Origin of the sequence: Dichelobacter nodosus (assembly GCF_001263335.1) — a bacterium.
In the GTDB taxonomy this organism is placed as follows: domain Bacteria; phylum Pseudomonadota; class Gammaproteobacteria; order Cardiobacteriales; family Cardiobacteriaceae; genus Dichelobacter; species Dichelobacter nodosus.
Genome location: NZ_LGVW01000010.1, coordinates 1 through 23,518, shown reverse-complemented (window position 1 = coordinate 23,518; position 23,518 = coordinate 1). Strand labels below are relative to the sequence as shown.

Annotated in this window: 25 protein-coding genes and 5 pseudogenes; 17 read left to right on the top strand and 13 right to left on the bottom strand. The window is 48.8% G+C overall.

What is annotated here, in order from left to right; all coding sequences use genetic code 11:
- Positions 1–202: 202 nt before the first annotated feature.
- The 7 genes from AKG33_RS00945 to AKG33_RS07450 are packed head-to-tail and all read right to left on the bottom strand — an operon-like array spanning position 203 to position 4,593.
- Complete coding sequence (locus AKG33_RS00945; protein ID WP_050707799.1) at positions 203–397, bottom strand: hypothetical protein; 195 nt, start codon at positions 395–397, stop codon at positions 203–205.
- Positions 394–609, bottom strand: a complete 216-nt coding sequence (locus tag AKG33_RS00940) for a hypothetical protein (protein WP_050707798.1) — start codon at positions 607–609, stop codon at positions 394–396. The genes AKG33_RS00945 and AKG33_RS00940 overlap by 4 nt, the downstream gene beginning before the upstream one ends.
- Positions 606–860 (bottom strand): helix-turn-helix transcriptional regulator, encoded by a 255-nt coding sequence (locus AKG33_RS00935; protein ID WP_235503144.1) that lies wholly within the window; start codon positions 858–860, stop codon positions 606–608. Before AKG33_RS00935 ends, AKG33_RS00940 begins: the two co-directional genes overlap by 4 nt.
- On the bottom strand, positions 853–3,543 hold the full coding sequence (locus AKG33_RS00930) for a toprim domain-containing protein (RefSeq protein WP_082203947.1): 2,691 nt from the start codon (positions 3,541–3,543) through the stop codon (positions 853–855). Before AKG33_RS00930 ends, AKG33_RS00935 begins: the two co-directional genes overlap by 8 nt.
- A gap of 12 nt (positions 3,544–3,555) precedes the next feature.
- Entirely contained in the window at positions 3,556–4,110 is a 555-nt protein-coding gene (locus tag AKG33_RS07115) for an ogr/Delta-like zinc finger family protein (protein WP_161802447.1), read from the bottom strand.
- On the bottom strand, positions 4,103–4,405 hold the full coding sequence (locus tag AKG33_RS00920; protein WP_050707795.1) for a hypothetical protein: 303 nt from the start codon (positions 4,403–4,405) through the stop codon (positions 4,103–4,105). The genes AKG33_RS07115 and AKG33_RS00920 overlap by 8 nt, the downstream gene beginning before the upstream one ends.
- Positions 4,402–4,593, bottom strand: a complete 192-nt coding sequence (locus AKG33_RS07450) for a ribbon-helix-helix domain-containing protein (protein WP_152907703.1) — start codon at positions 4,591–4,593, stop codon at positions 4,402–4,404. The genes AKG33_RS00920 and AKG33_RS07450 overlap by 4 nt, the downstream gene beginning before the upstream one ends.
- A gap of 299 nt (positions 4,594–4,892) precedes the next feature.
- On the opposite strand from AKG33_RS07450, the gene AKG33_RS00915 reads away from it, so the two are divergent.
- Both AKG33_RS00915 and AKG33_RS00910 read left to right on the top strand, forming a co-directional pair.
- Positions 4,893–5,270, top strand: a complete 378-nt coding sequence (locus tag AKG33_RS00915; RefSeq protein WP_050707794.1) for a helix-turn-helix domain-containing protein — start codon at positions 4,893–4,895, stop codon at positions 5,268–5,270.
- Complete coding sequence (locus AKG33_RS00910) at positions 5,263–5,955, top strand: thermonuclease family protein (RefSeq protein ID WP_050707793.1); 693 nt, start codon at positions 5,263–5,265, stop codon at positions 5,953–5,955. Before AKG33_RS00915 ends, AKG33_RS00910 begins: the two co-directional genes overlap by 8 nt.
- A gap of 733 nt (positions 5,956–6,688) precedes the next feature.
- Here the strand turns inward: AKG33_RS00910 and AKG33_RS07590 are convergent.
- Positions 6,689–6,979 (bottom strand): annotated as a pseudogene (locus AKG33_RS07590) (hypothetical protein); the annotation flags it as partial.
- Here AKG33_RS07590 and AKG33_RS00905 point away from each other — a divergent pair.
- The 14 genes and pseudogenes from AKG33_RS00905 to AKG33_RS00850 all read left to right on the top strand — a co-directional run bounded on the left by AKG33_RS00905 (position 6,915) and on the right by AKG33_RS00850 (position 19,621).
- On the top strand, positions 6,915–7,247 hold the full coding sequence (locus tag AKG33_RS00905; protein ID WP_200902131.1) for a hypothetical protein: 333 nt from the start codon (positions 6,915–6,917) through the stop codon (positions 7,245–7,247). The pseudogene AKG33_RS07590 and the gene AKG33_RS00905 overlap by 65 nt on opposite strands.
- A 15-nt stretch (positions 7,248–7,262) precedes the next feature.
- On the top strand, positions 7,263–7,619 hold the full coding sequence (locus AKG33_RS07440; protein WP_200902124.1) for a DUF4815 domain-containing protein: 357 nt from the start codon (positions 7,263–7,265) through the stop codon (positions 7,617–7,619).
- An 80-nt stretch (positions 7,620–7,699) separates the two neighbouring features.
- Positions 7,700–8,380 (top strand): annotated as a pseudogene (locus AKG33_RS07480) (DUF4815 domain-containing protein); the annotation flags it as partial.
- A 39-nt stretch (positions 8,381–8,419) separates the two neighbouring features.
- Positions 8,420–10,813, top strand: coding sequence for a DUF4815 domain-containing protein (locus AKG33_RS00900; protein ID WP_321163735.1), 2,394 nt, complete (start codon positions 8,420–8,422; stop codon positions 10,811–10,813).
- A 12-nt stretch (positions 10,814–10,825) separates the two neighbouring features.
- Complete coding sequence (locus AKG33_RS00895; protein ID WP_011927938.1) at positions 10,826–11,083, top strand: hypothetical protein; 258 nt, start codon at positions 10,826–10,828, stop codon at positions 11,081–11,083.
- A 246-nt stretch (positions 11,084–11,329) separates the two neighbouring features.
- On the top strand, positions 11,330–12,286 hold the full coding sequence (locus AKG33_RS00890) for an amidoligase family protein (RefSeq protein ID WP_011927937.1): 957 nt from the start codon (positions 11,330–11,332) through the stop codon (positions 12,284–12,286).
- Between the two features lie 11 nt (positions 12,287–12,297).
- Positions 12,298–12,819, top strand: a complete 522-nt coding sequence (locus AKG33_RS00885; RefSeq protein ID WP_011927936.1) for a DUF5049 domain-containing protein — start codon at positions 12,298–12,300, stop codon at positions 12,817–12,819.
- A complete protein-coding gene (locus tag AKG33_RS00880) occupies positions 12,804–13,601 on the top strand; it encodes a glucosamine 6-phosphate synthetase (protein ID WP_011927935.1) in 798 nt (265 codons plus the stop codon). The genes AKG33_RS00885 and AKG33_RS00880 overlap by 16 nt, the downstream gene beginning before the upstream one ends.
- Complete coding sequence (locus AKG33_RS00875; RefSeq protein ID WP_011927934.1) at positions 13,598–14,155, top strand: gamma-glutamylcyclotransferase family protein; 558 nt, start codon at positions 13,598–13,600, stop codon at positions 14,153–14,155. The genes AKG33_RS00880 and AKG33_RS00875 overlap by 4 nt, the downstream gene beginning before the upstream one ends.
- A gap of 126 nt (positions 14,156–14,281) precedes the next feature.
- Positions 14,282–14,485 (top strand): helix-turn-helix domain-containing protein, encoded by a 204-nt coding sequence (locus tag AKG33_RS00870; RefSeq protein WP_011927933.1) that lies wholly within the window; start codon positions 14,282–14,284, stop codon positions 14,483–14,485.
- 9 nt (positions 14,486–14,494) lie between these two features.
- Positions 14,495–15,010, top strand: a complete 516-nt coding sequence (gene brxF, locus AKG33_RS00865; RefSeq protein ID WP_011927932.1) for a BREX-3 system P-loop-containing protein BrxF — start codon at positions 14,495–14,497, stop codon at positions 15,008–15,010.
- Positions 15,007–18,330, top strand: a pseudogene (locus AKG33_RS00860) (DUF6079 family protein); the annotation flags it as partial. The gene brxF and the pseudogene AKG33_RS00860, both read left to right, overlap by 4 nt.
- Before the next feature lie 586 nt (positions 18,331–18,916).
- Positions 18,917–19,276, top strand: a complete 360-nt coding sequence (locus AKG33_RS00855) for a helix-turn-helix domain-containing protein (RefSeq protein WP_050707792.1) — start codon at positions 18,917–18,919, stop codon at positions 19,274–19,276.
- Between the two features lie 111 nt (positions 19,277–19,387).
- Entirely contained in the window at positions 19,388–19,621 is a 234-nt protein-coding gene (locus AKG33_RS00850; protein WP_050707791.1) for a type II toxin-antitoxin system Phd/YefM family antitoxin, read from the top strand.
- Positions 19,622–19,766: 145 nt separating this feature from the next.
- Here AKG33_RS00850 and tnpA read toward each other — a convergent pair.
- Positions 19,767–20,120, bottom strand: a pseudogene (tnpA, locus tag AKG33_RS00845) (IS200/IS605 family transposase).
- Positions 20,121–20,130: 10 nt separating this feature from the next.
- Here tnpA and AKG33_RS00840 point away from each other — a divergent pair.
- Positions 20,131–21,258 carry an RNA-guided endonuclease TnpB family protein gene (locus AKG33_RS00840; RefSeq protein ID WP_050707790.1) on the top strand — a complete coding sequence of 376 codons (1,128 nt, stop codon included), beginning with the start codon at positions 20,131–20,133 and terminating at the stop codon, positions 21,256–21,258.
- Between the two features lie 128 nt (positions 21,259–21,386).
- Here the strand turns inward: AKG33_RS00840 and AKG33_RS00835 are convergent, their stop codons facing one another.
- The 4 genes and pseudogenes from AKG33_RS00835 to AKG33_RS07325 all read right to left on the bottom strand — a co-directional run.
- Positions 21,387–21,683 carry a hypothetical protein gene (locus AKG33_RS00835; protein WP_050707789.1) on the bottom strand — a complete coding sequence of 99 codons (297 nt, stop codon included), beginning with the start codon at positions 21,681–21,683 and terminating at the stop codon, positions 21,387–21,389.
- Positions 21,680–22,372 carry a hypothetical protein gene (locus AKG33_RS00830; RefSeq protein ID WP_050707788.1) on the bottom strand — a complete coding sequence of 231 codons (693 nt, stop codon included), beginning with the start codon at positions 22,370–22,372 and terminating at the stop codon, positions 21,680–21,682. Before AKG33_RS00830 ends, AKG33_RS00835 begins: the two co-directional genes overlap by 4 nt.
- A gap of 21 nt (positions 22,373–22,393) precedes the next feature.
- Positions 22,394–22,948, bottom strand: a complete 555-nt coding sequence (locus AKG33_RS00825; RefSeq protein WP_050707787.1) for a hypothetical protein — start codon at positions 22,946–22,948, stop codon at positions 22,394–22,396.
- Positions 22,945–23,518 (bottom strand): annotated as a pseudogene (locus tag AKG33_RS07325) (hypothetical protein); the annotation flags it as partial. The gene AKG33_RS00825 and the pseudogene AKG33_RS07325, both read right to left, overlap by 4 nt.

Here is a 23,518-nt window from a genome sequence, read left to right as displayed (position 1 = left end):
AATAAAATCATTTTTAAGCATTTTGTTTGTAAATTGACTGCACAGAACGCGTTCTAATGCATTTTTTCAGACAACCTTAACTAAATAGTTAAACTTTATTTTTTAGCGTCTGTAATCGCATTATTAAAATAACGCATTGATTTATAATATATTTTAATCAAATAAAGTTATCCACAGACTTATCCACAGTCAATGAACAAAATTACCGACGCGTTGTTTCATCAAAATGCTCGCGCAGCAAATCGCGTACTAGTTTTGAAAAAGCGCCGCGCGGCAGCGCCTCTACTTTTTCGATTAAATCGGCATCATTTTGAGTATGAAAATTAACAGCTTTTATCGTACAACAGCGACGAATATAATTGCGCGCATGCTCTAATTGCTTTGCTGATGTTTTCATTGCATCGCCCAACGACGCTTAGATTCATAAAAGCCCCAAGCAATACACCGCTCAAAATCAGCAAGATTAATAATTAAAACAGCGATAAATGGATTTTCCGGCGGTCGCCCTTCGCCTTCAACTATCCGCCAGCACTCTTCGGCGGTTTGGCTATGCAAACAAACTGTAAAACGAATGACATTATCAGAATATGTCGCGTTTGTTTGCGTCATGAATTCATTTTATTAGCGTCATCTTTGGTTTGATTTTCTAACCAATCAAGCACTTCACCTAATATGTAAAATCGCCCTTTAACATTTTTATATCTATGAGATTGTGGAAATGCTCCTTTTTTTTCCAATCTTTTTATAGTTTGTGGTGATAGTGGAGTTAATCCTTTTCTTTCTTGTCCTTTTGCTTTTGAAGAAGAAATATCATTAATAGTTACGTGAGCTTCTCTTGGCAACATTTTCAAATCACTCATTTAATTCACCTCTAAACTGTTTTTCTTTTTCAAAAATCCAGCAGCGCGGAGTTTTTGGTCTATTATTTTTATTAAATGCAATTGCAGAGCTTACAGTCCTGCTTGCTTCAATAAATTTTCTCTTTTTGCTTGTTTTCAGTAGCTTCTTTAATAATGCCAATTCTGGTACTTGTTGCCTCAAACAAGATGCTCGTTCAACGAATTCATTTAAGTTAACAGCAATAATATTTTTATCACGACTGTGGTTAAGGCAAGATTGATAGTTATCATGTTCATTTGACAAAGCTGATTGTTCAATGTAATCAAACATATCCCAAAATTCAGCAACAATATGATGATCGGCAGCAATTTCACTTTCTCGTTCGATACACGCTTGTTTTAAAGCATTACAAGTTGTGTCTTTTTGAAACTGTGTCAATCCAACTAATTCTGAGAATTTTTCAGTTAATGCAATTAATTGCGCATGATTTTTTGCTAGCCGCATATGATTAATACGATTGTCTTTTAATAAATTATCTTGATATTCAGGCATTTTTTTTATGATGTAGTCGACTACACTATCAGCTTGTTGTACTGCTAATAATGCAAAATAGCTCAATTGTTCAATGCTAAGATGTATCATTACATCGGCTGCATGTCTCGACTCAGAATTATGATTGCAACGCATAAACTTAAGTTGAACAATTCGTTCTAATACAGCATCACTTGCACTGATCTGGTCATTTTGAGCAATAACTAAAGATCCTCTAAACAGAGATTCTCTAGTTTCATTACCACAATTTTTTACGCCGCGAACTTTCATACCGCGACCGTTATAGAATGGTTTTAATTCATCCCAATCGAATTTTTTACTATGCGAATTCTCAGCACGATCAGCTTCAATAAAGACATTTGGCATATTTGCATATTGCGTTAATGATCTATCTAATCCAGCAGATGTTGCTTTATTAGGATCAATTCCTTCGCGATCTTGACCGAATAATTTCCATAAAAATTCAATTAATGTTGTTTTACCTGATCCAGGTTCGCCGATAATTTCTAAAAAAGGAAATGATGATTGGTTTTGTCTAATTTGTTGTACAAATAATGACCCAAACCAGTAAACGCACGCAATAATGCCGTTTGTACCGAACGCTTTCCAGACTAATTGTGCCCAATTTTTTTCATAATTTTTTGGTGTTGCTGCTAATTTTATGTTTTTGTCTTTGATCAGAGACTTGACTGATTTGTTATTCGGTAAATCAAAGAAATCTTCTTCATTGATAGTATATATTTTACCTTTAAAAACAGCATGTTTCGGGAAAATATACACATTATGTTCTGACGAGTAACCAAGATAATCAATTGTTTCAACAATTTTTATTTTTTGTAAATCTCGACTGCCGATATAATCAAGATGCTTTGCATCGCCTGACCACCAAGCGCCGGGCGCGTGCGCTAAGCGTTTTTTAAATTCAGAGCTAGTTGTTATTTGACTTGGCGTAAATGTTAAATTAATTGATTGACGACCATCAGGGAAATGAACGCGACAGTAATACCAACTTTCGTCTGTAACTTCATTACGTTGAAAATATAAAAACTCTGGTCGAACATTTGCGACCATATAAAGTAACCCATATTTCTTAGCAATTGCCATCAATTGTTCTTTTTCTGTCAGTGATGCGTTAGCCTCTTCTTTCCCAGCCACAAAATCTTTCGCGTCAATTGAAAACCAATACAACTGATTATTAAAATCAAGAATAAATCTTTGTGATTGCGAATGAGCAAATATTAATGCTGCTTTATTAACCGCTGATTCAGCAATTAATAAGCCTCCGCTATATCTGTAATTTTCAATGTCTTTCTCTTCTAATCTGCCTTTTAAATGAAGATCGTTCCAATCATTTTTTTCTGACACTGAAGAAATGGCAGCATCGCATTTCATGCCATGATCACGCATTTTCTTTACAAACTTTATAATTGCACTTTTACCGGCTTTATCATTATCTAAAGCCCAAACCCAATTCACTGTATGGGCAATTTTCAAATTATTTAATGATTTTTCTGGGTAATTGCTGCATGATAGTATTGCAACAGCTTTGATTTTATGCTGCCACAAGCTGATAGCATCTATGATACCTTCGGTTATCCAAACTTCGTCACCAGATTGAATTTCCATATCTGGCGGTAACCACCAGCAGCCTGCGTGTGCACCATTAAAATGGCATTTACGTACATCAACGCTACCATCTTCGTCTTCAATTTCCATTTCTTCAACAAACCGTTCCATAAATGCGCCGTTTGTAAGTGGAATTTCAAAACGCACTGTCGCTGTTTCTTTTTTGTTATAGCGATTTTCCCATAGACCTTGTACGTAATAATCTTTCATCATTAATACATTGAGTCCACGGGCTTCGCGCATATACGCATCAGCAGTTTCATTTGGATTAGTAACGTTAGCTGGATAGCGTTCATTAAATTTGCAGAATTCTTCTGGGTATAAATCTTTAATTAGCCACGTTGCGCCGCATTTATTTTCACGACCGCATCTCATCACATATGGATTATCAGTGGCTATAAATAATGATTTTTTACGACATTTTGGGCAGCTACCTTGGTTCAGCCACCTACCATCTTCTGATTTTTTAAACGAGTAATCATTAGTTAGACGCGACAGAATGTGCACTTTTTGATTGTCATTCATAATTAGTTACCGTCAACATTCTTTTTTAATTCTATTTTCTATAAATTCAACGAGTTCAGCTAAACTAATAATGTGCTTTTGTATACCTTTGTCTTCAACATACCTGTTGATAAAAATTGCATAACTTGATGAAGTATCAATATCAATTCTCCAAATTGGGGAATACTCTCTACTTTCAAATTCTGCGATTGCGCGTGCAGCAACATGTTGTGCATCGTCTTCAGATAGATTTTCAAGATGATTGGTTAAATACGATGTTGTTTGAACAAAAGTTTCATCTTTACTCCATCGTGGATTACTTCCTTTAACAAAAAAATAAGCTAAATCATGTGCTTGATCATCTAAATCCATGGTATCTCCTTTAATTTTTGGAATTTTTTTGAATAATCCACATGACGGTGAATGAAGCGCCATAATCTCTGTAATAACACGATACGTTGCGCCACAAAGTGGATTAGTACATTGAGCGTAAGATCTTCTTAATAGTTGATGATCACAATGACTCGCATGAATTTTTGTTCTTGCACCGCAAATAGGGCAAAGCAATTTTCGATAAATATTACTCATGTGACACATCCGCGGTGAGGTATTTCAAAGCAAGAGAACGTAAAGCAATCAATTCGTCTTTTGATACGTACATACCACCATCTTTCGCGATGACATCGAGACCGTCATGGAATGCATTGCTTCTCAATGAGAGTAAAACCGCAATCTCATCAAATTTTAATCCTCGTTCACCACTTTTAATGCGAGAGACTGCCGAAGCATCAATACTTAAGGCATCTACAATCTCTTGTGGTGCAAGAGAAAACAAATGTTGTTGCAAAATTTGCGCAATAGAACAAGAAGTATTGTTACTCATTGATCGCTCCTATGATTAAACTCAGCATCAAGAACGGCACGAAGAGCGCAGTAAGCAATAGTTGATATAGGATATTTAGATTTTTTAGCAAGTTTTTCTAAATTTTTTCTATCAACTTCTGAAAGCCTGATCAAAACGTGCGAATACATTCGAGAACCGTTTGATATAGGGTGTAAATCTAATCGCATATTTCAACCTGTTAACGTTTAACGTTAAGCGCTAGAATGTGATTCTGTTTAACAGAAAAAGCGCGTGTTTTATTGGCATTAAGTCTTTGCGCTAAGCGCTTATTCTGCAAACAACTCATGCATGCATTAGACGCGTGAAAAAATTTCATAAGTCCTCCTAAGGGGTTATGAGAAAAGGTGCAGCTGACAGTATGGCGACGATAGCTGCACCGCTTTTTTAACGCTTAACGTTAAGCGTTGGGGTAACTTTAACGCAGTATTTTGCATATATCAACATAAATATGCAGGATTATTAATAAGTGAATGAAAGAATAAGAGAAATAAGAGAGAAGGCTAAATTAAATCAGCAACAAATGGCTACTCTTGGTGGGGTAAGTATTCGTTCTCAACAGCAATATGAAAAAGGAAATGTTTTTCCAAATGCGGAATACCTACAGAGAATAGCCGCTGCCGGTTTTGACGTGAATTATTTGCTGACTGGGAAACATCGAATAGATACTTTAAGCAAAGAAGATAGCGAATTATTAACACTATGGCACGCAGCACCGTTGCTAGTGCGTCATGCAGCACTGAATGTATTGGCAACCGGACAGTCACGGGCTGTTGCTAACCATATTGGGAATATTACGGGATCAGTCATTAATGGTGGCATACATCAAGGGAGTAAAGATGATTAAACGTATAATGGTATTAGTTAGTTACATGCTTACAACTTTAGCAGTGTCAGCGAATTATGAAATAAAAGGATTGGTTATCGGTATTTATGATGGCGACACGATCAAAATATTAGATAGCAATAATATACAGTATAAAATTAGATTGGCTGATATTGATGCACCAGAAAGCGGGCAGCCATTTGGTAACAGAGCTAAGCAACGGTTACAAAAATTAGTTTCTCATCAAAATATAACCGCAATTTGCCGAGAGAAAGACAGATACAAACGTAATGTTTGCACTGTCTATAATGCCAGTGGTATTGATGTAAATGCTGATTTAGTGATGTCAGGTAGTGCGTGGGTATACACACAATACAATAAGCGTTCTGATTTACCTGATTTACAAATACAAGCACAAACAAAAAAAATCGGATTGTGGGGTTTGCCAGAAGCAGAAATCATTAAACCATCTGATTGGCGGCATGGGCAAAGAGAAGTACAAGCTCAAATTGCTGAAAAAAAATATCAGCAAAGCAAAGCACAGAGTACAAATTGTGGCTCAAAACGGTTCTGTAAACAAATGTCATCTTGTCATGAAGCGATGTATTACCTAAATCAATGTGGTCTTAGCCGCTTAGATCGTGATAACGATGGTATTCCGTGCGAAAGTTTGTGCAATAAGCAAAAACAGCAAAGCAGCAACTAATAATATTTTTGTGTTTTACATCTAATATTGCACAAATAATGCAACAAGATTGCACTTTTATTTCGTTTTTATTGCACTTTCTTTTATCTTTTATCTATATGATTTTAAAAACAATAAAAAATTTTTTTATTAAACATTGCATTTATTGCACTTTCCCCGATAGCATCCAATAAATTTTTAGTTAAATGCGTCGAATCGTGTTTTTTTAACTTTGTTTAATGTAGTTCTATTTGTAGTGCAATTTAGATAGTAATATTTTAGTACGTTGTTTTATTAGTACTTTATAAGTTTTATCGAATCCCCCCGCCTCCACCATTTAAAAAAGACAAACCCGTCTCTCTGGGGTCATTCTCCGGGGTGACGGGTTTTCTTTTTCTCTTTGTTTATAAAGGGGTTGCGCCCGTTTCACATCTTTCCAAAGCACCTCTTCGCACCATCGATTCTCCCCATTCTCCCGCCTTTTTTTCTCTGTTTGGCCCCTGATTCTCTGTTTTCTCCGGACCAAGTCCGAAGCTCGTCCGGAAAGCTACATCCTTGATTGATATGGGTTTGCGGCTGGTTGCCGTTTTGGGCGGTTGTCTTAGATCATCGCTCGATGCCGCAACCGGACGTTTTTTTCGAAATCACCCGCCTCGGCCATGAAAAGAAGCGTGGTCAACTCCGGTTTCCTGCCCCCGAAGAAGAAAAGCCGACGCTGATGGTCGGCTCTCTGGGGTGGTCTCCAGTCCGGTCGTCAGTCGGTGGCGAAGCCGAACTGGCGGCGCTGCTCGGCCCAGTCCTCGGGGAAGATCTGGGTCAGCTTGGCCAGCGAGAGCCCGTTGGGTTCCTCGCCGTTGATCAGGGCTTCGACGATGTCGGGGGCCAGGGTCGTCAGCTTGAGGATGCGGGCCACATACGAGCCATCGACGTCGAGGGTACGGGCAAGCTCGCTAATGGACTTGATCTGGCCGGATTCGAGGATGTCGGCCCAGGAAAAGGCCCTTGCCAGAGCCTGGAGGACGGCGGACTGTACCGGCTCCTGCGCCGAGACCAACACCATCGGCATCTTCTTTCGCTTCGACGAGGCCGAGGCCAACGGCATCACCATCCGCGAATACGGCTTCTTCGGCGGTGATGTGCAGTACGTGGAAAGCGTCACCGGGGATCTCGCCATGGGCGGCGTGTTCCATCAGGACACCAACCCGACCGGCGAGGTGCTGCACCCGGGCTACCTGTACGAGGTGAAGAACATTCCCGACTTCAACAAGATTTCCGACACCCGCGTGGAGCTGGTCGGGATCATCAAGATCTAACTGGAGGATTCAAACATGAGCATCTCACGCGAGACATTCGACCCGACCAAGAACTACAAGCGCATCCGCTACCATCAGGATCGCGACCTGCTGGATTCCGAACTCAATGAGCAGCAGGACATCATCAACCTGGAGCGGCGCAAGATCGCCGACATCCTGTTCAAGGAAGGCTCCATCATCATGGGCCTCGAGGTCAGCGCGGCCGCCAACGTCCTGACCCTGGCCCCGGGTGTGGTCTACATCGACGGCCATTTGGAACAGGTGAGCGGCGCGACCCTGACCTACGACCCGGCCACCACCAGCGGGGCCGATTACGTCTATGTGGAGCTGCTGAAGTACAACTACGGCTATACACCCAGGACCCGTCCCTGATCAACCCGGCCACCGGTGAGCCAACCGCCGAACGGGAAAAATGGGTTCTATCCCTCAAGGCGACGGACACCAGCAGCCAGATGCTGCCCAACAACGTGGCCGAGCGCCGGGTGATCCCGATCTACAAGTTCGACCGCGAGAGCGGCGACGTCACGCCCACGGTACAGGAGAAATCCAACCTCTACCTGCGGGATCTGCTGGGCACGCTGCCGGGCAGCCGGATCACCGTCTCCTCGATCACCGAGGATCAGCTCTCCTTCGCTGCCGCAGAGGGGCTCAAATCCCTGATTCAGAATCTCGCCGAGCGCACCTTCGACCAGGCAGGAAGCTACCTGGTGCGTGGCTTCGACACCTTTATCGGCGGCGTCGACGACGACAGCGTGGAGGCGATCACCAACGCCGGACGCGCCTACATCCAGGGCTTCCGGCATCAGCGGGATCTGCCTACCTCGACCCTGGTGCCCAAATCCATCGCCACCAAGTCGGTGCGCGGCGAGTAGAAGACCTTCGACATCAACAAGCGCCGCTATCCGGTCAACTCCACGCCGCTCAAGGAGACGACCCAGGTGGAAGCCATCGTCGAGATCACCCGCAACGTCACTCGCGGCTCGGTGGGCGGCGGTGAAGACCTGCTCGATCCCAATCCCGTAGTGGACATCCTCGAGGTCAGCCAGGGGGCGACCATCTTCCAGGAGGGAGTGGACTGGCAGCAGTCGGGCAACCATGTCGACTGGCTCGGCTCCGGCAACGAACCGGCCATCGGCACCACCTACACGGTGCGCTGGACCTACACCAAGCAGATGGTCAAGGGCACCGACTATGTGGACAGCGGCTGGTTCGGACAGGCCAACCATCCGGCGGCCGGAAACTACTTCTATCTGGTGACCGCCTACAACGCCACCGGCGAGACGGCCTTCAACGCCGCTGCGGTCATTGCCCGGGCCACCGCCGCCGGTGAGATGAACAAGCTTTCCTGGCTGCCGGTCAGCGGCGCGACCGGCTATCGCGTCTACCGGGCCGCCACCAACGGCGCACGCACCGACTACAAGCGCCTGATGGAGCTGGGCAGCGAGGCGCTTTCCTACGTCGACGACGGCGTCGAGGAGATCGGCACCGCTTCGCCTCCGGCCACCAACACCGCCGGACTCAACATGTCACCGGTGCAGCTCGAGCTGGGCAATCTCAATGTGATCAACTTCGGGCGCGGCAGCCTCGGCGACCAGCCGGTGAACGGTTCCAACTGCAGCCTGGACTACGACTATTACCTCGGCCGCCGCGACATCGTTTACGCCACAACCACCGAGATCAAGCGGCTGGAAGGGGCTCCGGCCGATTTCCCGAAGCTGCCCATCGTGCCGGAAAACGCCCTGGGGCTGGGCAGTATCGACTGCCCGCCCAACTCCACCGACATGGAGATCCGCAACTTCGGCCTGACCCGCATCACCATGGACCAGATCCACGATATCATTCAGGACGTCGAGGATCTGAAGTACAACGATGCCCAGTACCAGATGAACAACGAGCTGCAGAACCGGGACGCCCAGACCAAGAAAGGCATCTACTCGGACGACTTCTCGAACACCGCCCAGTCGGACATCTACCACGCCGAATGGGACGCCCGGGTGAACGAGATCGCCCGCTTCGTCGCGCCGGACCGCATTCCGCACTCCACCGTGCTCTCGGTCGATCAGGCGGGCAGCAACGCCAACTTCTTCGGCAGCCTGGTGCTGCTGCCGGGCAACGAGACCGTGCTGGTGGAGCAGAACGACTGGTCCGAGGAACGCAACATCAACCCCTACGCGGTGTTCGACAAGCCCCCGGCCATGCTGCAGATCACGCCCAACCTCGGGCGGCGCGGCCAGACCGGCATCGCCGTCACCGGCATCAACTTCACCCCGAGCAAGTCCGGCATCGTGCTGCGCTGCGACGGCCAAGTGATGGTCAGCAACCTGATCAGCGACGAGGCCGGTCGGGTCAGCGCCTCCTTCACCATTCCGACCAACGCCCGCAACGGCAACCGGATCGTGGAGATGGCCGACGGCGTCTACTCGGCACGCGCCAGCTTGCAGATCAACGATCCGCTGGTCATCACCCGTATCGAGCGCATCATCGAGAACCGCATCATCCGCGTGCCCGTGGTGCAGGTGGTCTGGCGCACCCAGACCATCTTCGTACCCCGCGATCCCCTGGCCCAGACCTTCAGTTTCACCCAAAATCAGGTGATCTCCAGCATCGGACTGCAGTTCACCGCCAGGGACCCGAGCATCCCGGTCACGGTGCAGATTCGCGGCGTCACCACCGGTCTGCCCAACGGTGTGGTGTTCGCCGAGAAAGTGCTGGCCCCGAACGAGATCAGTCTGAGCGGCGAGACCCGTATTCGCTTCGACGACCCGTTCTACGCAGAGGCCAACACCAGCTATTCCGTGGTGCTGCTGACCAACAGCACCAATTACAAGGTGCGCACCGCCACCCTCGGCAAGATGGGCCGCTGGGGCATCATCACCCGCCAGACCTACATGGAAGGCGTGCTGCTGGAGAGCTCCAACGCCGAAACCTGGACGCCGCTCAACGGCTCCGACCTGGCGATGAAGATCTACGGCTACAACTTCCAGTCCGAGGGGATGATTCGCTTCCAGCCGATCACCGGCGTACAGTTCTCCGACATCAACCTCGACGAATACTCGGCCATCCCCCAGGGCACCGGCCTCGACTGGGAATACTCCACCGACGGCGGCGTGACCTGGGACGCCATGGTTCCCGCCGAGGAGGAACGGCTGCCCAACCTCGCCACCCGGGTCCAGATCCGCGTGCGTCTGAGCAGCTCGCTTTCCAACGACACCCCGGCCATCAACTTCCGCGACGTCAACCTGGTGGGCTACCTCAACAAGACCACCGGGGCCTACCTGACCCGCGAGAATAAGCTGACCCAGGGGGTGGAATCGACCAAGGCCTATGTGCAGATGCAAATCCCCAGCGGCACCACCCTGCAATGGTTCGCCAGCAACGACGGCGGCCTGACCTGGGAGGCGATGACCATCCAGGAGACCCGGCCCATCGACGAGAACTGGACCGAGTACACCTTGGTGCGCACCTTCACCGACAACACCGGCAACAAGGTCCGCTACAAGGCCGAGATGACCGGCACGCCGCTGATCTACCCGCGCATCCATTCGCTGGGCGCGACCCTGAGCTAAGGAGGCACGGCCATGATCGTTCGACGCACAGGCGGCCTGACCGAGTTCATTCCCTCGCCGCAGGAGAAACGCGACGGGCTGATCCGCGACCACGCCCTGGGCCTGCTGGAGAATCTGCACCAGCGCCTGGCGCGGTTGGAGCGGGCTTCGGGTCTGCCACCCGACGAAGCGAAGGCCTTCGTGGCGCTGCTGACGCGGATGCGGGCCGATGAGTCGCGCAATCTGGAATTGCACACCAGCCTTATTACCGGAGAAACCGCCTCCGGCTGATCCTGCTCATTGCCAACGCCAACCCAGAAACCCCGGATACGGCCAGTCCTGTCAGGGGTTTCTGCCATCTGTGCACAGCCCAAACCGGCGCAACTTGTAAGTCATTGAAAATAAACGTGTTAAATGTCGGCTTCGGCTGTTCTTCTACTTGATTTGTGTCCGGAAAGAAGCATTCATGGTGTAAGCGGAGGCTAAAAAGCCTTTCCAGACAACGAGTTAGAAGCGCCATGAACGACGGAGGCATGCATGAACCTGAAAGAGATCCACTACGGGATCGAGATCGAGACCGTAAAACGCACCCGGGAGCAGATCGCCTGGGCCATCCACTCGGTGGTGGGCGGCACGGTCCGCCATGTCGGCATCCCCAACAGCTATGACTCCTGGGAGGTCGAGGACCTGCGCGGCTGCGTCTGGAAGGTGGTGGGTGACGCCTCCCTGACCAGCGTCCCGGCCCATCTGCGGGCCGAGGTGGTCAGCCCGGTGCTCGGCTACGACGACATCCCGCAACTGCAGGAGGCGGTCCGGGCCATCCGCCGCGCCGGAGGCAAGATCAACAGCCAGTGCGGCATTCACATCCATATCGACGCCGCGCCCTTCGACGGCAGACACCTGGGTAACCTGGCCAAGATCATCTACAAGCAGGAGCCGCTAATCCTCCACGCCCTCGACATCAGCCGCGACCGGCTCAATCGCTACACCCGTCCGGTCAGCGATGAACTGATCCAGCGTATCGAACAGCATCGCCCGCGCACCAAGGACCAGCTCAACCGAATCTGGTACGGCTACCACAACCGCCAGCCCCAGCACTACGACAACAGCCGCTATCACGGGGTCAACCTGCACAACGTCTGGTACCGGGGCACGGTGGAGTTCCGCTGGTTCGAGGCGACCCTCCATGCGGGACGGATCAAGGCCTACCTGCAATTCTGCCTCGCCGTCGCCGCCAAGGCGCTCAACGGTCGGGCAGCCTCCAGCCGCAAGCGGGATTTCGATCCCCAATGCGCCAAGTACGACTTCCGGGTCTTCCTGCTCCACCTCGGCCTGATCGGCAACGAGTTCAAGACCGCCCGCAAGCATCTGATGGCCAACATGCCCGGCGACGCAGCCTTCAAGAACGGACGCCCCAAACCGCAGGACGTCCTTCCGGACGAAACAACCACTCTCACCAACGAGGCCGGGCAAGTTCCCGGCCTCACTGTTTAAGGAGGTGCCCCATGAAGATTCTGATCCGCTCCATCACGCTGGACGGCGAACCAATCCCAGGCAGCGGGGAAACCCTGCAAGCCGACGACTGCCTCAAAGTTGTCGAGCTGATGCGCGGCCAGACGCCATTTACCGCCAGCCGAGCACCCCGGGACTACATGACCGAGGTGCTCTCAGGCATCGAAGGCGGGCCGACCCAGCCATTGCCGGAGGATGCCGCCGCTGCGGCCGCCGAGTTTCTGACCCGTCTGGCGCGGCACGGCCTGATCGAGTTCCTGCCTGACGACAAGGCCAGCGATCCCTGGCCGGAACGCTTCCTCGAAGCCCTGGAGACGGTGCGGCTCTCCGGGCGCACCAACATGCTCGATCACCCGGAGGTGACCCGGCTGATAGCCGAGATGGGCTACCCGGAGGTGGCCGAGTGGCTGGCGGACCACCGGCGCGAATACGCGGCCTTCGTCCTCGAAGGGACGAGACCGCTCGGCAAAAACTTCGGCGGCAAGGAGGACCCGGCTCCATGTGCGGACAAGTAGGCATCATCTTCGGCCGCAAGCGCAGGAGGCCCGACGAGCGGGATTACCTGTGCGAGCTCTTCATCCGCATGCTGCTGCACAGCGAGGAGCGCGGCCCGCACGCCTCCGGTCTCGCCTGGCTCAAGACCGACGGCAGTCACCGGATTTTCAAGCGGCCGATGCGGGCGCACGAGCTGGTGTACGAAAAACCGTTCCAGGAGCTGCTCGGGCAGGTCGACAACGAGACCACCGTTCTCATGGGGCATACCCGCTGGCGCACCCGGGGCAACGAGTTCAACAACCGCAACAACCATCCCATCCGGGCCGGGATCGTCATCGGCACCCACAACGGCACCATCTACAACGCCGATTATCTGTTCCGCCGTCTGGGGCTGCCGCGCTACGCCGAGGTGGAAAGCGAGCTGATCTTCCGCCTGGCCGACCGCTTCGCGCCCGAAGGCCCCATCGACCAGGAGGACCTCAAGAAGGCGCTCGCCCTCTGTCGCGGCCAGATGAGCGCCGTGCTGGCCTCACGGCTCGACCCCGGCACCATCACCGTGCTCAAGGGCAACAAGCCGCTCTGCCTGTGTATCCACCGCCAGCACCGGGTGGTGCTCTACGCCTCGGAGGCCGCCTTCATCGATTTTGCCGTGGACAGCGAGAGTGGCTGGCGCGAGCTGGAAGTGCCGCCCATGACCATGCTCACTATCCGCCACGAGGATGTGCGGGCCATCGAGAACAGCGAATTTCGCTTCATCCCCCAGGAGCGCAAAGGGACAATTCCAGAAGGAGTGAATGCATGAACATTGAAGAACCCTCGAAGCTGAACACAAACCCGGAAAACAGTCCCGAGACCATCCTCCGGCTCTTCGTCTACGGCACCCTGAAACGGGGCTACTGGAACCATCAACGCTTCTGCGCCCAGGCCCGCAGCATCGAACCGGCCATGGTCTGGGGCAGGCTCTACCATCTCCACGCCGGGTTCCCGGCCCTCGAGGTGCCGGAGGGTCTGATCCTGTCCCGGGGCACCGCCGATCCACTGGCCGACGCCCGCAGGCAGCAGGAGATCGGCACATCGCGCTTCGGTCGCCCGACCGGAGACTGGGATCTGATCCATGGGGAACTGGTGACCTTCACCGACCCGCAACGCGACCTGCCGCCTATCGACCGGCTGGAAGGATTTCGGCCCGGGGGGCACAGCATGTACCAGCGGGTGATGGTGCCTGCAGCCAGGGGCTCAATCTCCTGTGCTGTATGGACTTACACCATGTATGCGCCTCAGAACGGCGAACGTATCACCAACGACAATCAGGCCGTTTTTTGGAAAAGTCGTCTCTATTCGGCACAAAACGCTTGATTTTGGCAATCCATCAATGTAATTTATAAAGGTTAATTTGCGGTACTGTGTCCGAATTTCGGGTTTCCCGGAGACCTTCGGGCTTTTACCGAAAACATGATGAACGAAGGACGAAGGACGAAGACTATGGATGAGAGATGGCTGACGGTCGATGACATTTGCAAATACCTGAATGTAAGCAACGAGACGGTCTACAAGTGGATCGAACAACGGGCTATGCCCGGTCATCGCGTCGGCCGTCGCTGGATGTTCAAACAAGACGAAGTGGACGAATGGGTCCGCTCCGGCGGTGCGGCTGACAAATCCGATAAGCCGGACACCGAGCAATAAGGAGCGACCATGGCCGAGCCGATTCACGACAAGATAAAACGATCCCTCCAGGCAGCCGAAGGCTTGTATCACCGTCTGGTGTTGCTGGTGGGTGAGACCGGTTCCGGTAAGACCGGCGTTCTTCGGGATATTGCCGAGGAATTCGGCTCATCTGTCGTCAACGTCAATCTTGCGCTTTCAGGCGAACTGCTTGAGCTGACGGCAAAGCAGCGGTCGCTTCGGTTGCCGGGCATCCTCGATCAGATCGCGGACCAGGCTCAAGCACCGGTGGTGATGGATAATCTCGAGATCCTCTTCGACAAGGATCTCCAGCAGGACCCCTTGCGCCTGCTGCAGTCCATTTCGAGAAATCGGGCCGTGGTGGCTTCGTGGAACGGAATCATGAATTCCGGGAGGCTTTTGTACGCCGAAACCGGCCATCCCGAGTACCGCAGCTATGACTCGGTCGATGCGCTGATTGTGGGCATGGATGGCACGGCCACTGTCGATTCGGCAAAAAACAATAGAGAGGCAGGACAAGCATGAAATACGGAGACCTTATCCAATTCGACCCGATTGAGTCGGTCGTTCAGTTGCGTGACGCGGACAAATCGAGCGCCGCACACACCCTCGTGAACACCTATGTCATTTCCGAGGAAATGGCCGAACGGCTCATCCAGCTTGTCATTCCTCAGATGCAGTTCGACCAGCCGGTCGACAACAAGGGCCTGCTGGTCGTCGGTAACTACGGCACCGGTAAGTCGCACTTGATGTCGGTGGTCTCCAGCCTTGCCGCAGACGCCTCCCTGCTGGAAGGGCTGAAAGGCGAAGGTGTCCGCGACGCAGCCTCTCAGATCGCCGGGCGTTTCAAGGTTATCCGTACCGAGATCGGAGCCACCACCATGTCCCTGCGCGACATCCTGGTGGCCGAACTGGAAGAGCATCTCGAAAAACTCGGCGTGGAATATGTCTTCCCCGAGGCGGGCACCATCTCCAGCCACAAACGGGCCTTCGAAGACATGATGGCCAAGTTCGGCGAGGTCTTCCCCGAGCATGGTCTGCTGCTGGTGGTCGATGAGCTGCTCGACTACCTGCGCACCCGCAAGGACCAGGAGCTGATCCTCGACCTCAACTTCCTCCGCGAGGTCGGCGAGGTCTGCAAGGACCTGCGCTTCCGCTTCATGGCCGGTGTCCAGGAAGCCATTTTCGACAGCCCGCGCTTCGCTTTTGTCGCCGACAGCATCCGCCGGGTGAAGGATCGCTTCGAGCAGATCCTTATCGCCCGCAGCGACGTGAAATTCGTCGTGGCCGAGCGCCTGCTCAAGAAGACCACCGAGCAACAGGCCAAGATCCACGACTACCTGATGCCTTTTGCCAAATACTACGGCGGGCTCAATGAGCGCATGGACGAGTTTGTCCGGCTCTTCCCGGTGCATCCCGATTACATCGACACCTTCGAGCGGGTCACCGTGGTGGAAAAGCGCGAGGTGCTCAAGACCCTGTCCATGGGCATGAAAAGCATTCTTGGCAAGGACGTGCCGCAGGACGAACCCGGTCTGATCGCCTTCGACAGCTATTGGGGTACCCTCAAGCAGAACGCTTCGTTCCGCGCCATTCCCGAAATCCGGGCGGTCATCGATTGCAGCCAGGTGCTGGAATCCCGGATCGAAAACGCCATTACCCGCAAGCAATACAAGCCGATGGCGCTACGCCTGATCCATGCTCTGTCCGTCCACCGCCTTACCACTGGCGACATCTATGCCCCCATGGGCGCATCCGCCGAGGAACTGCGCGACCGTCTCTGCCTGTTTGATCCGCTGATCGCCGAGCTGGGTAGCGACGAACCCGACAAGGATCTCCAGACCCATGTGGAAACGGTCCTGCGCGAGATCCACAAGACAGTCAGCGGCCAGTTCATCTCCTTTAATGCTGACAACCGCCAGTTCTATCTCGACCTGAAGAAAACCGACGACTTCGACGCCTTGATCGACAAGCGGGCCGAAAGCCTAGGTCAGGCTCAGCTCGACCGCTTCTATTACGAGGCGCTCAAGCGGGTCATGGAGTGCCAGGACGCCACCTATGTGACCGGCTACAAAATCTGGCAGCACGAACTGGTCTGGCAGGAGCATAAAGCAGCCCGTACTGGCTATCTCTTTTTCGGGGCACCGAACGAGCGCTCTACCGCCGTGCCGCAGCGGGACTTCTACCTGTATTTCGTCCAGCCCAACGACCCACCACGCTTCAAGGACGACAGGGTCAACGACGAGGTCTTCTTCCGCCTAAAAGGCACCGACGAGGAATTCCAGACCGCGCTGAAGAGCTACGCGGCCGCCTTGGATCTTGCTGCCACCTCATCGGGCCACGCCAAGGCCACCTATGAATCGAAGGCCAACGGTTTCCTGAAGAAATTGGTGCAGTGGCTGCAGAAGCACATGAGCGGTGCCTTTGAGGTCACCTATCAGGGCCGAACGAAGACCATGACCGAATGGGCCAAAGGCAAATCCATCCGCGATCTGTCGGGCATCTCGCCCCACGAGACCATCAACTTCCGCGATCTGGTCAACACCATCGCCGGTGTCTGCCTGGCCCCAAACTTCGAAAACCAGGCCCCTGACTACCCGTTCTTCTCGATCCTGATCACCAGCAACAACCGCGCCCAGGCAGCGCAGGATGCCCTGCGAGCCATCGCCGGGCAGAACCGTACCAAGCAGGCAACCGCCGTGTTGGACGCCTTGGAGCTGCTCGACGGCGAGAAGATCGACCCCTACAAGTCGAAGTACACCAAGTTCATTCTCGATACCGTCAAGGCCAAGGGCCACGGCCAGGTGGTCAACCGCAGCGAGATCATTCAGGACGACCACGGGCTGGAATACATGAACCCATGCGGTTCACGTCTGGAACCGGAATGGGTTGCGGTTATCCTGGCTTCGCTGGTCTATTCCGGCGATATTGTACTCGCCATCCCGGGCAAGAAATTCGATGCCACCGGCCTGCAGCAGCTTGCCGCGACTGGCATGGACGAGCTGGTCCGCTTCAAGCACCTGGAGCAGCCCAAGGAATGGAACCTGCCTGCGCTCAAGGCACTGTTCGAGCTGCTCGGCATGACACCGGGTATGGCCCAGCTCGTCACCCAGGGCAAGGACGAGCCGGTGCAGAACCTGCAGCAGGCGGTGGGCAAGATCGTCAAGCGCATCGTCATGACCCAGCAGACCCTGCGCGAGGGGCTCTCCTTCTGGGGCCTGGACCTGCTCGCGGGAACCGACCTGGCCAGCCAGGCCAGCGGGCTGGACGAGGCCAAGGGCTTCTTTGAATCGCTCCAGGCCTATTCCTCGCCGGGTAAGCTGAAAAACTTCCGCTACAGCGCTCCCGAAGTGCTGGCCCACGAAAAGGCCGTGAAGGCCCTGGATGAGCTGGACGCCCTGCGCGAGTTCATCATGGACCACAGCCCGACGGCGTCCTGGCTCTCCACCGCCGAGGCGGTGCTGCCCGCCGAGCATGACTGGGTGGATCGCATGAAGACCACCCGGCAGGACGTGCTGGATGCCCTCAAGCAGGCCGACCTGACCGAGCTGGCCAGCCAGTCCCAGAGTATCGGGGCCAAGCTGCAAAAGCTGAAGAAGGATTACACCGTCGCCTACATCGGCCTGCATACCAAGGCGCGGCTGGGCGTGAACGACGACAAGCGCAAGGCAGGACTGCTCAACGATCAACGCCTGCAAACCCTGCTCAAGCTGGCTGGTATAGACCTGATGCCCCGGCAGCAGCTCACCGATTACCAGAACCGCCTGGCCGGACTGAAGAGCTGCTTTGCCCTGACCGAGCAAAACCTCGACGCCTCGCCCATCTGCCCGCATTGCGGGTTCCGAGGAAGGAATAATGAATAATTTATTTTTTCTTTTGTTTTCATATTGATATATTTTTAAAACGCTCATTTTTTCCCCTTTTTTTCCCTTTTTTATGACTCTTATGAGGATAGTCTTTATAACCCAATAAATAAAACATATAAAGCTAATATTTTTATGTAGTACATGTTGAATAAGTGGTACATACCTGTATTTAAACAAGTATTTCTTTAGATTATAGTAGTACTTTATGTGGTAATAATATTATTTATGTAGTACATATATATTTTTATAAAGTCATAGATAGAAGTACTGTTGATTACCTAAATAGTTAGATAAAAACAGGATCTTCATGTGTTCAAACTTGCTTTTTTGATGATTTAGAGTTGTGTCTTTTTAAGACTCGAATTTGGCGCTTTGTAGATTTCTTTTTGACTTTTTTTGACGTTAGGTAAAAACTCTGTGAATTCAAAATAGGCGTTTAAATTTGAAGTAGAAAAGGTTAGTCAGATTGTGTTAGGTAGAGGTATTCGATTTTAAAAATCCAGATTTGCTGACACTCAAAGCAAAACAAAAGTCAAGAAAATGGATCTTCTTATTAGGAGGAAGAATGAATACACTCATTTTTAATGATAAAAAATATGTTTTAGTGGAAGAAGAAGATTATCGTGCAATGATTGATATTGTAGAGGGGCACACAGACACTGCATTAGCACGCGGTTTAACAGAACGTTTGAATGATGAAGAACGTATTCCCGCCTCGGTGATTAATCGTCTGTATTTAGATAATGAACCGCCTCTGCGCGTATGGCGTGAATATCGTGGTTTTACTGGGCGAAAATTGGCTGAAGCAGTGGGTATATCTTCTGCTTATCTTTCCGATATCGAGAATGGTAAAAAAAATGGTTCTGTCGCTGTTATCAAACGCATCGCTGATGTTTTATGCGTTGATGTCGATGACATTATCTAGTCTTGTTTGTCGTCAAGCTACTCGTGTGGCGGTGAATTCGTAAAAAATGGTTTTTCATGTATTAATTCAACTCCTTTCAAATTTAATAAATTGAATCAAAAGGTAAGTAGAATGCGGATTATTAATATTCATGAGGCGAAAATTCATCTTTTTCGCTTAATCGAAGCAGCTGCTCGAGGAGACGCATTTATTATTGCTAAAGCAGGTAAGCCATTAGTTCAAGTAATTCCTTATGAAGTGAAACAAATACAGCGGATTGGTTTCATGCCACATATTCATGTGCCTGATAATTTTGATGAGATATTTACAGATGAAATCAGTAACTTATTTTTAGGTTCAGAATGAAATTCTTGTTGGATACATATGTTCTTTTAGAGGCGGCAGGCAATAGTTCAAAATAAAGAAATTAGATTTCGTGGTTTTTAACTTATCGTGCGTAATTCTCCACCTATAATCTCTGATTTAGGTGGAGATGTAAGCGACTTTCGCCCTAATCAGGGCGTTCTTGTTTTTCGATATATTGTCTGATGGTATCAATCGTAGCACCCCCTGTCGTTAGCAAACAATACGCCCTAGTCCAAAGTACAGGCTTCCAGTAAAACTCTGCCAAATGCTTTGCAAACTCTTTTCTCATCAAACGGCTAGTCACCGTTTTTAGATTATTGATAAATTTACTTGGCATAATATTAGGGTACATATCAAGCAGTAAATGCACATGGTCGCCTTATCCGTTGAACTCTAACAGCTCAACTTCCCATTTTTGGCAAAGGTCGGTTACGATTTCTTTTAGCCTATCGAGCATAATTGAGGTAAAGCATTTTCTGCGGTATTTTGTGACTAACACTTAACAAGCCATGCTCAAAGCCTACAAATACAGAATTTACCCAAACAGCGAACAAGCCTTGCTAATTGAAAAGCATTTTGGCTGTAGTCGGTTTGTGTTCAACTGGGCGTTGGCATTGCAAAAACGCTACTATGCCATGTTTGGCAAGTCGCTATCTCGTGCCCAAATCCAAAGTCAGTTAGTTAAGAAAAAGAAAACAGGCAAGTTTGCATGGCTAAACGAAGTCAATAGCCAATCGTTACTTAATGCCTTGCTAAATGTCTATACCGCCTTTACCAATTTCTTCAAAGGTCGTGCCAAGTTTCCACGGTTCAAATCTAAAAAAATCCTAGGGCGTAGTTACCAATGCCCCCAACATTGTACTGTAAACTTTGAACAAGGCATTATCAATCTACCCAAAATCAAAAGCATTAAAACCGTATTTAGCCGTGAATTTGTTGGCAATATCAAAACGGTTACGATTAGCAAAACCGCTACAGGCAAATACTATGCAAGCGTATTGATTGAAAACTCCGATATATTGCCAACACCAACCACCGTTGAGCCAAATTTGACTGTGGGTATTGATTTAGGTATCAATCACTTACTCAATCTATCAGACGGTAGCAAGTTTGATAATCCAAAGTATTTAGCCAACGCCAGTAAACGACTGGCGGTACAGCAAAAAATCTTTGCTCGCAAACAAAAACAAAGTAAAAACTATCAAAAACAAAAATTAGCCGTTGCTCGTATTCACGAAAAAGTACGACAGCAACGCCTAGACTTACACCACAAAATCACGCATAACCTTATCTGTGAAAACCAAGCGACAAGCTATGCACTTGAAGATTTAGCGGTGAAAAACATGGTAAAAAATCGAAAACTTGCCAAAGCAATTAATGATGTAGGTTGGGGGCAATTTGTTACCTTACTTACTTACAAAGCAACTTGGTATGGTAAAAACATTCTAAAAGTAAATCGGTTCTTTGCCAGTAGTAAAATTTGTTCGCATTGTCATTACAAGCTAGATAATTTGCCATTATCTGTGAGAAATTGGACGTGTCCTAGCTGTCAAACACACCATGACCGTGATACCAATGCTGCAAGCAATATACGTCAACAGGCGTTAGCTGATGTAGCAGGGCTTGCTACTGTGTAAAGAGTTCCCCCATGCCGATACTATTCAGCGATAGTGGCATGGCAAAAGGTAGTAACTTAGGTTGCTATGGGTCGCAAAGATTCCCCCACCATAACCGCTAGGTTTGGTGGTGGGAGTATGTCAATTAGCTATTTGAATATAAACCACCGTTTTTTGCTTTCATCTTTAGCTGCATTTTTCCTTAATTCTTCCAGATGTACGGCTACAATCTCTGCACTAGTCTTTGCGACATCTGACAAAATAGCTTGCTTTTGCTCTGCAAGTTGTCTGTTGAATGTTTCCATTGATCTGATCATCGTATCAATATCAAGCGTTAATGAGTTTATATTTTGCGATAATTTAGAAGTTTCTTCTTGTAAAGAATTAACGACTAAATAGATATCTGATAGCATTACAGATACATCTGATTTTTGGTATTCAGTCATAGCCTTCCGTCCATGATATTAGTAAATATTTTGCTGTAACATTCTGTTAATGCATTTATTTTTTTCTGTCTAATAAATTTGGCGGCATATTCTCTTGCCAGCTCGTTGTCACCGTTTCTTTTAGCTTCATTCATGAGTTCGCGGTAGTCTTCATTACTAATTAATTCAGATAATTGATGACCACGACTATATAAATCATGACGAAATATTGAGTTTTCATAATTTACTTTAACATCGAGTTTCTTTAATGAAGAAGCTAAATCAGAAAAAGTTTCTTCGATGTTCATATTATCATCAACTTGATTGAAAATAATTTCGATATTTTGCGATGCACCTAGTGCAAAGATATCTTTCACCGTTTTTAATGTATCGACTTGTTGTTTTTTTTCTGCTGTGACCGGAATGATAAATAAATCAATAGAAGAAATAAATTCAGATTCTTTTTCACTATTCTTTAAATAACTCTCTAGATTTGATGATCCGATATCTAAAATCAAATTATCAGTTACTAATAATTCAGTATATATTTTATCTCCATCATCTCCTCTAATAACAACTTTTTCTTTACCATCACTATTAATAGATTCTATTGTTACCAATTCGTGGTCTTGCAAATAAAAATGTAACAAATCTCTTGCTAGAGTTGTTTTCCCTACATTACCTGAATAATTTAAAACTGCTATTTTCATATTAATTCTCCATTATTTTATTTAATCCAAAATTTTTTTAACATCTTCTTTAATGAATCTATCTAAATATGCTCTTCGTTCGTTTGGGTTCATTTTTTTCCAATTAATTGGTAATCCATCTGGTAATTCATTTTTAGGGTATTTCACCTTATCTTTTATGTTAATTTCTTTATTAATATTTGCATCATTAATCATTTTTTTTATTCTTATATCGCTAGCTTTTAATTCGTCTTCAGAAATTGGATTTTTCAGAAGATATCGATATAAACATTTGCGATTAATAGATAGATAATTAGCGATTTTTATTTTCGTGATGCCAATATTTAGCATGTCAATAATAAATTCTCTTTCTCCAATTAATATCCCATCATCTTTTATGTTAATTTTTTTATTAATATTTGTATCATTAATCATTTTTTTTATTCTTATATCGCTAGCTTTTAATTCATCTTCAGAAATTGGATTTCTCAGAAGATATCGATATAAATATTTGCGATTAATAGATAGATAATTAGCGATTTTTATTTTCGTCATACCAACATTTAGCATGTCAATAATAATTTCTCTTTCAATCATATGAATATCACAACCTTTCTTTCTTCTTTCAGGACATGATGTCCCGTTTTCGGGTCGTTATGTCCCGTTATTAGGACATTGTGTCCCGTTTTCGGGTCGTTATGTCCCGTTATTAGGACATTGTGTCCCTTTTTCGGGTCATCGTGTCCCGTTTTCGGGTCGTTATGTCCCGTTTTCGGGTCGTTATGTCCCGTTATTAGGACATTGTGTCCCGTTATTAGGACGTTGTGTCCCTTTTTCGGGTCATCGTGTCCCGTTTTCGGGTCGTTATGTCCCGTTTTCGGGTCGTTATGTCCCGTTATTAGGACATTGTGTCCCGTTATTAGGACGTTGTGTCCCTTTTTCGGGTCGTTATGTCCCGTTATTAGGACATTGTGTCCCGTTTTCGGGTCGTTATGTCCCGTTATTAGGACATTGTGTCCCTTTTTCGGGTCGTTATGTCCCGTTTTCGGGTCGTTATGTCCCGTTTTCGGGTCGTTATGTCCCGTTATTAGGACATTGTGTCCCGTTATTAGGACGTTGTGTCCCTTTTTCGGGTCGTTATGTCCCGTTATTAGGACATTGTGTCCC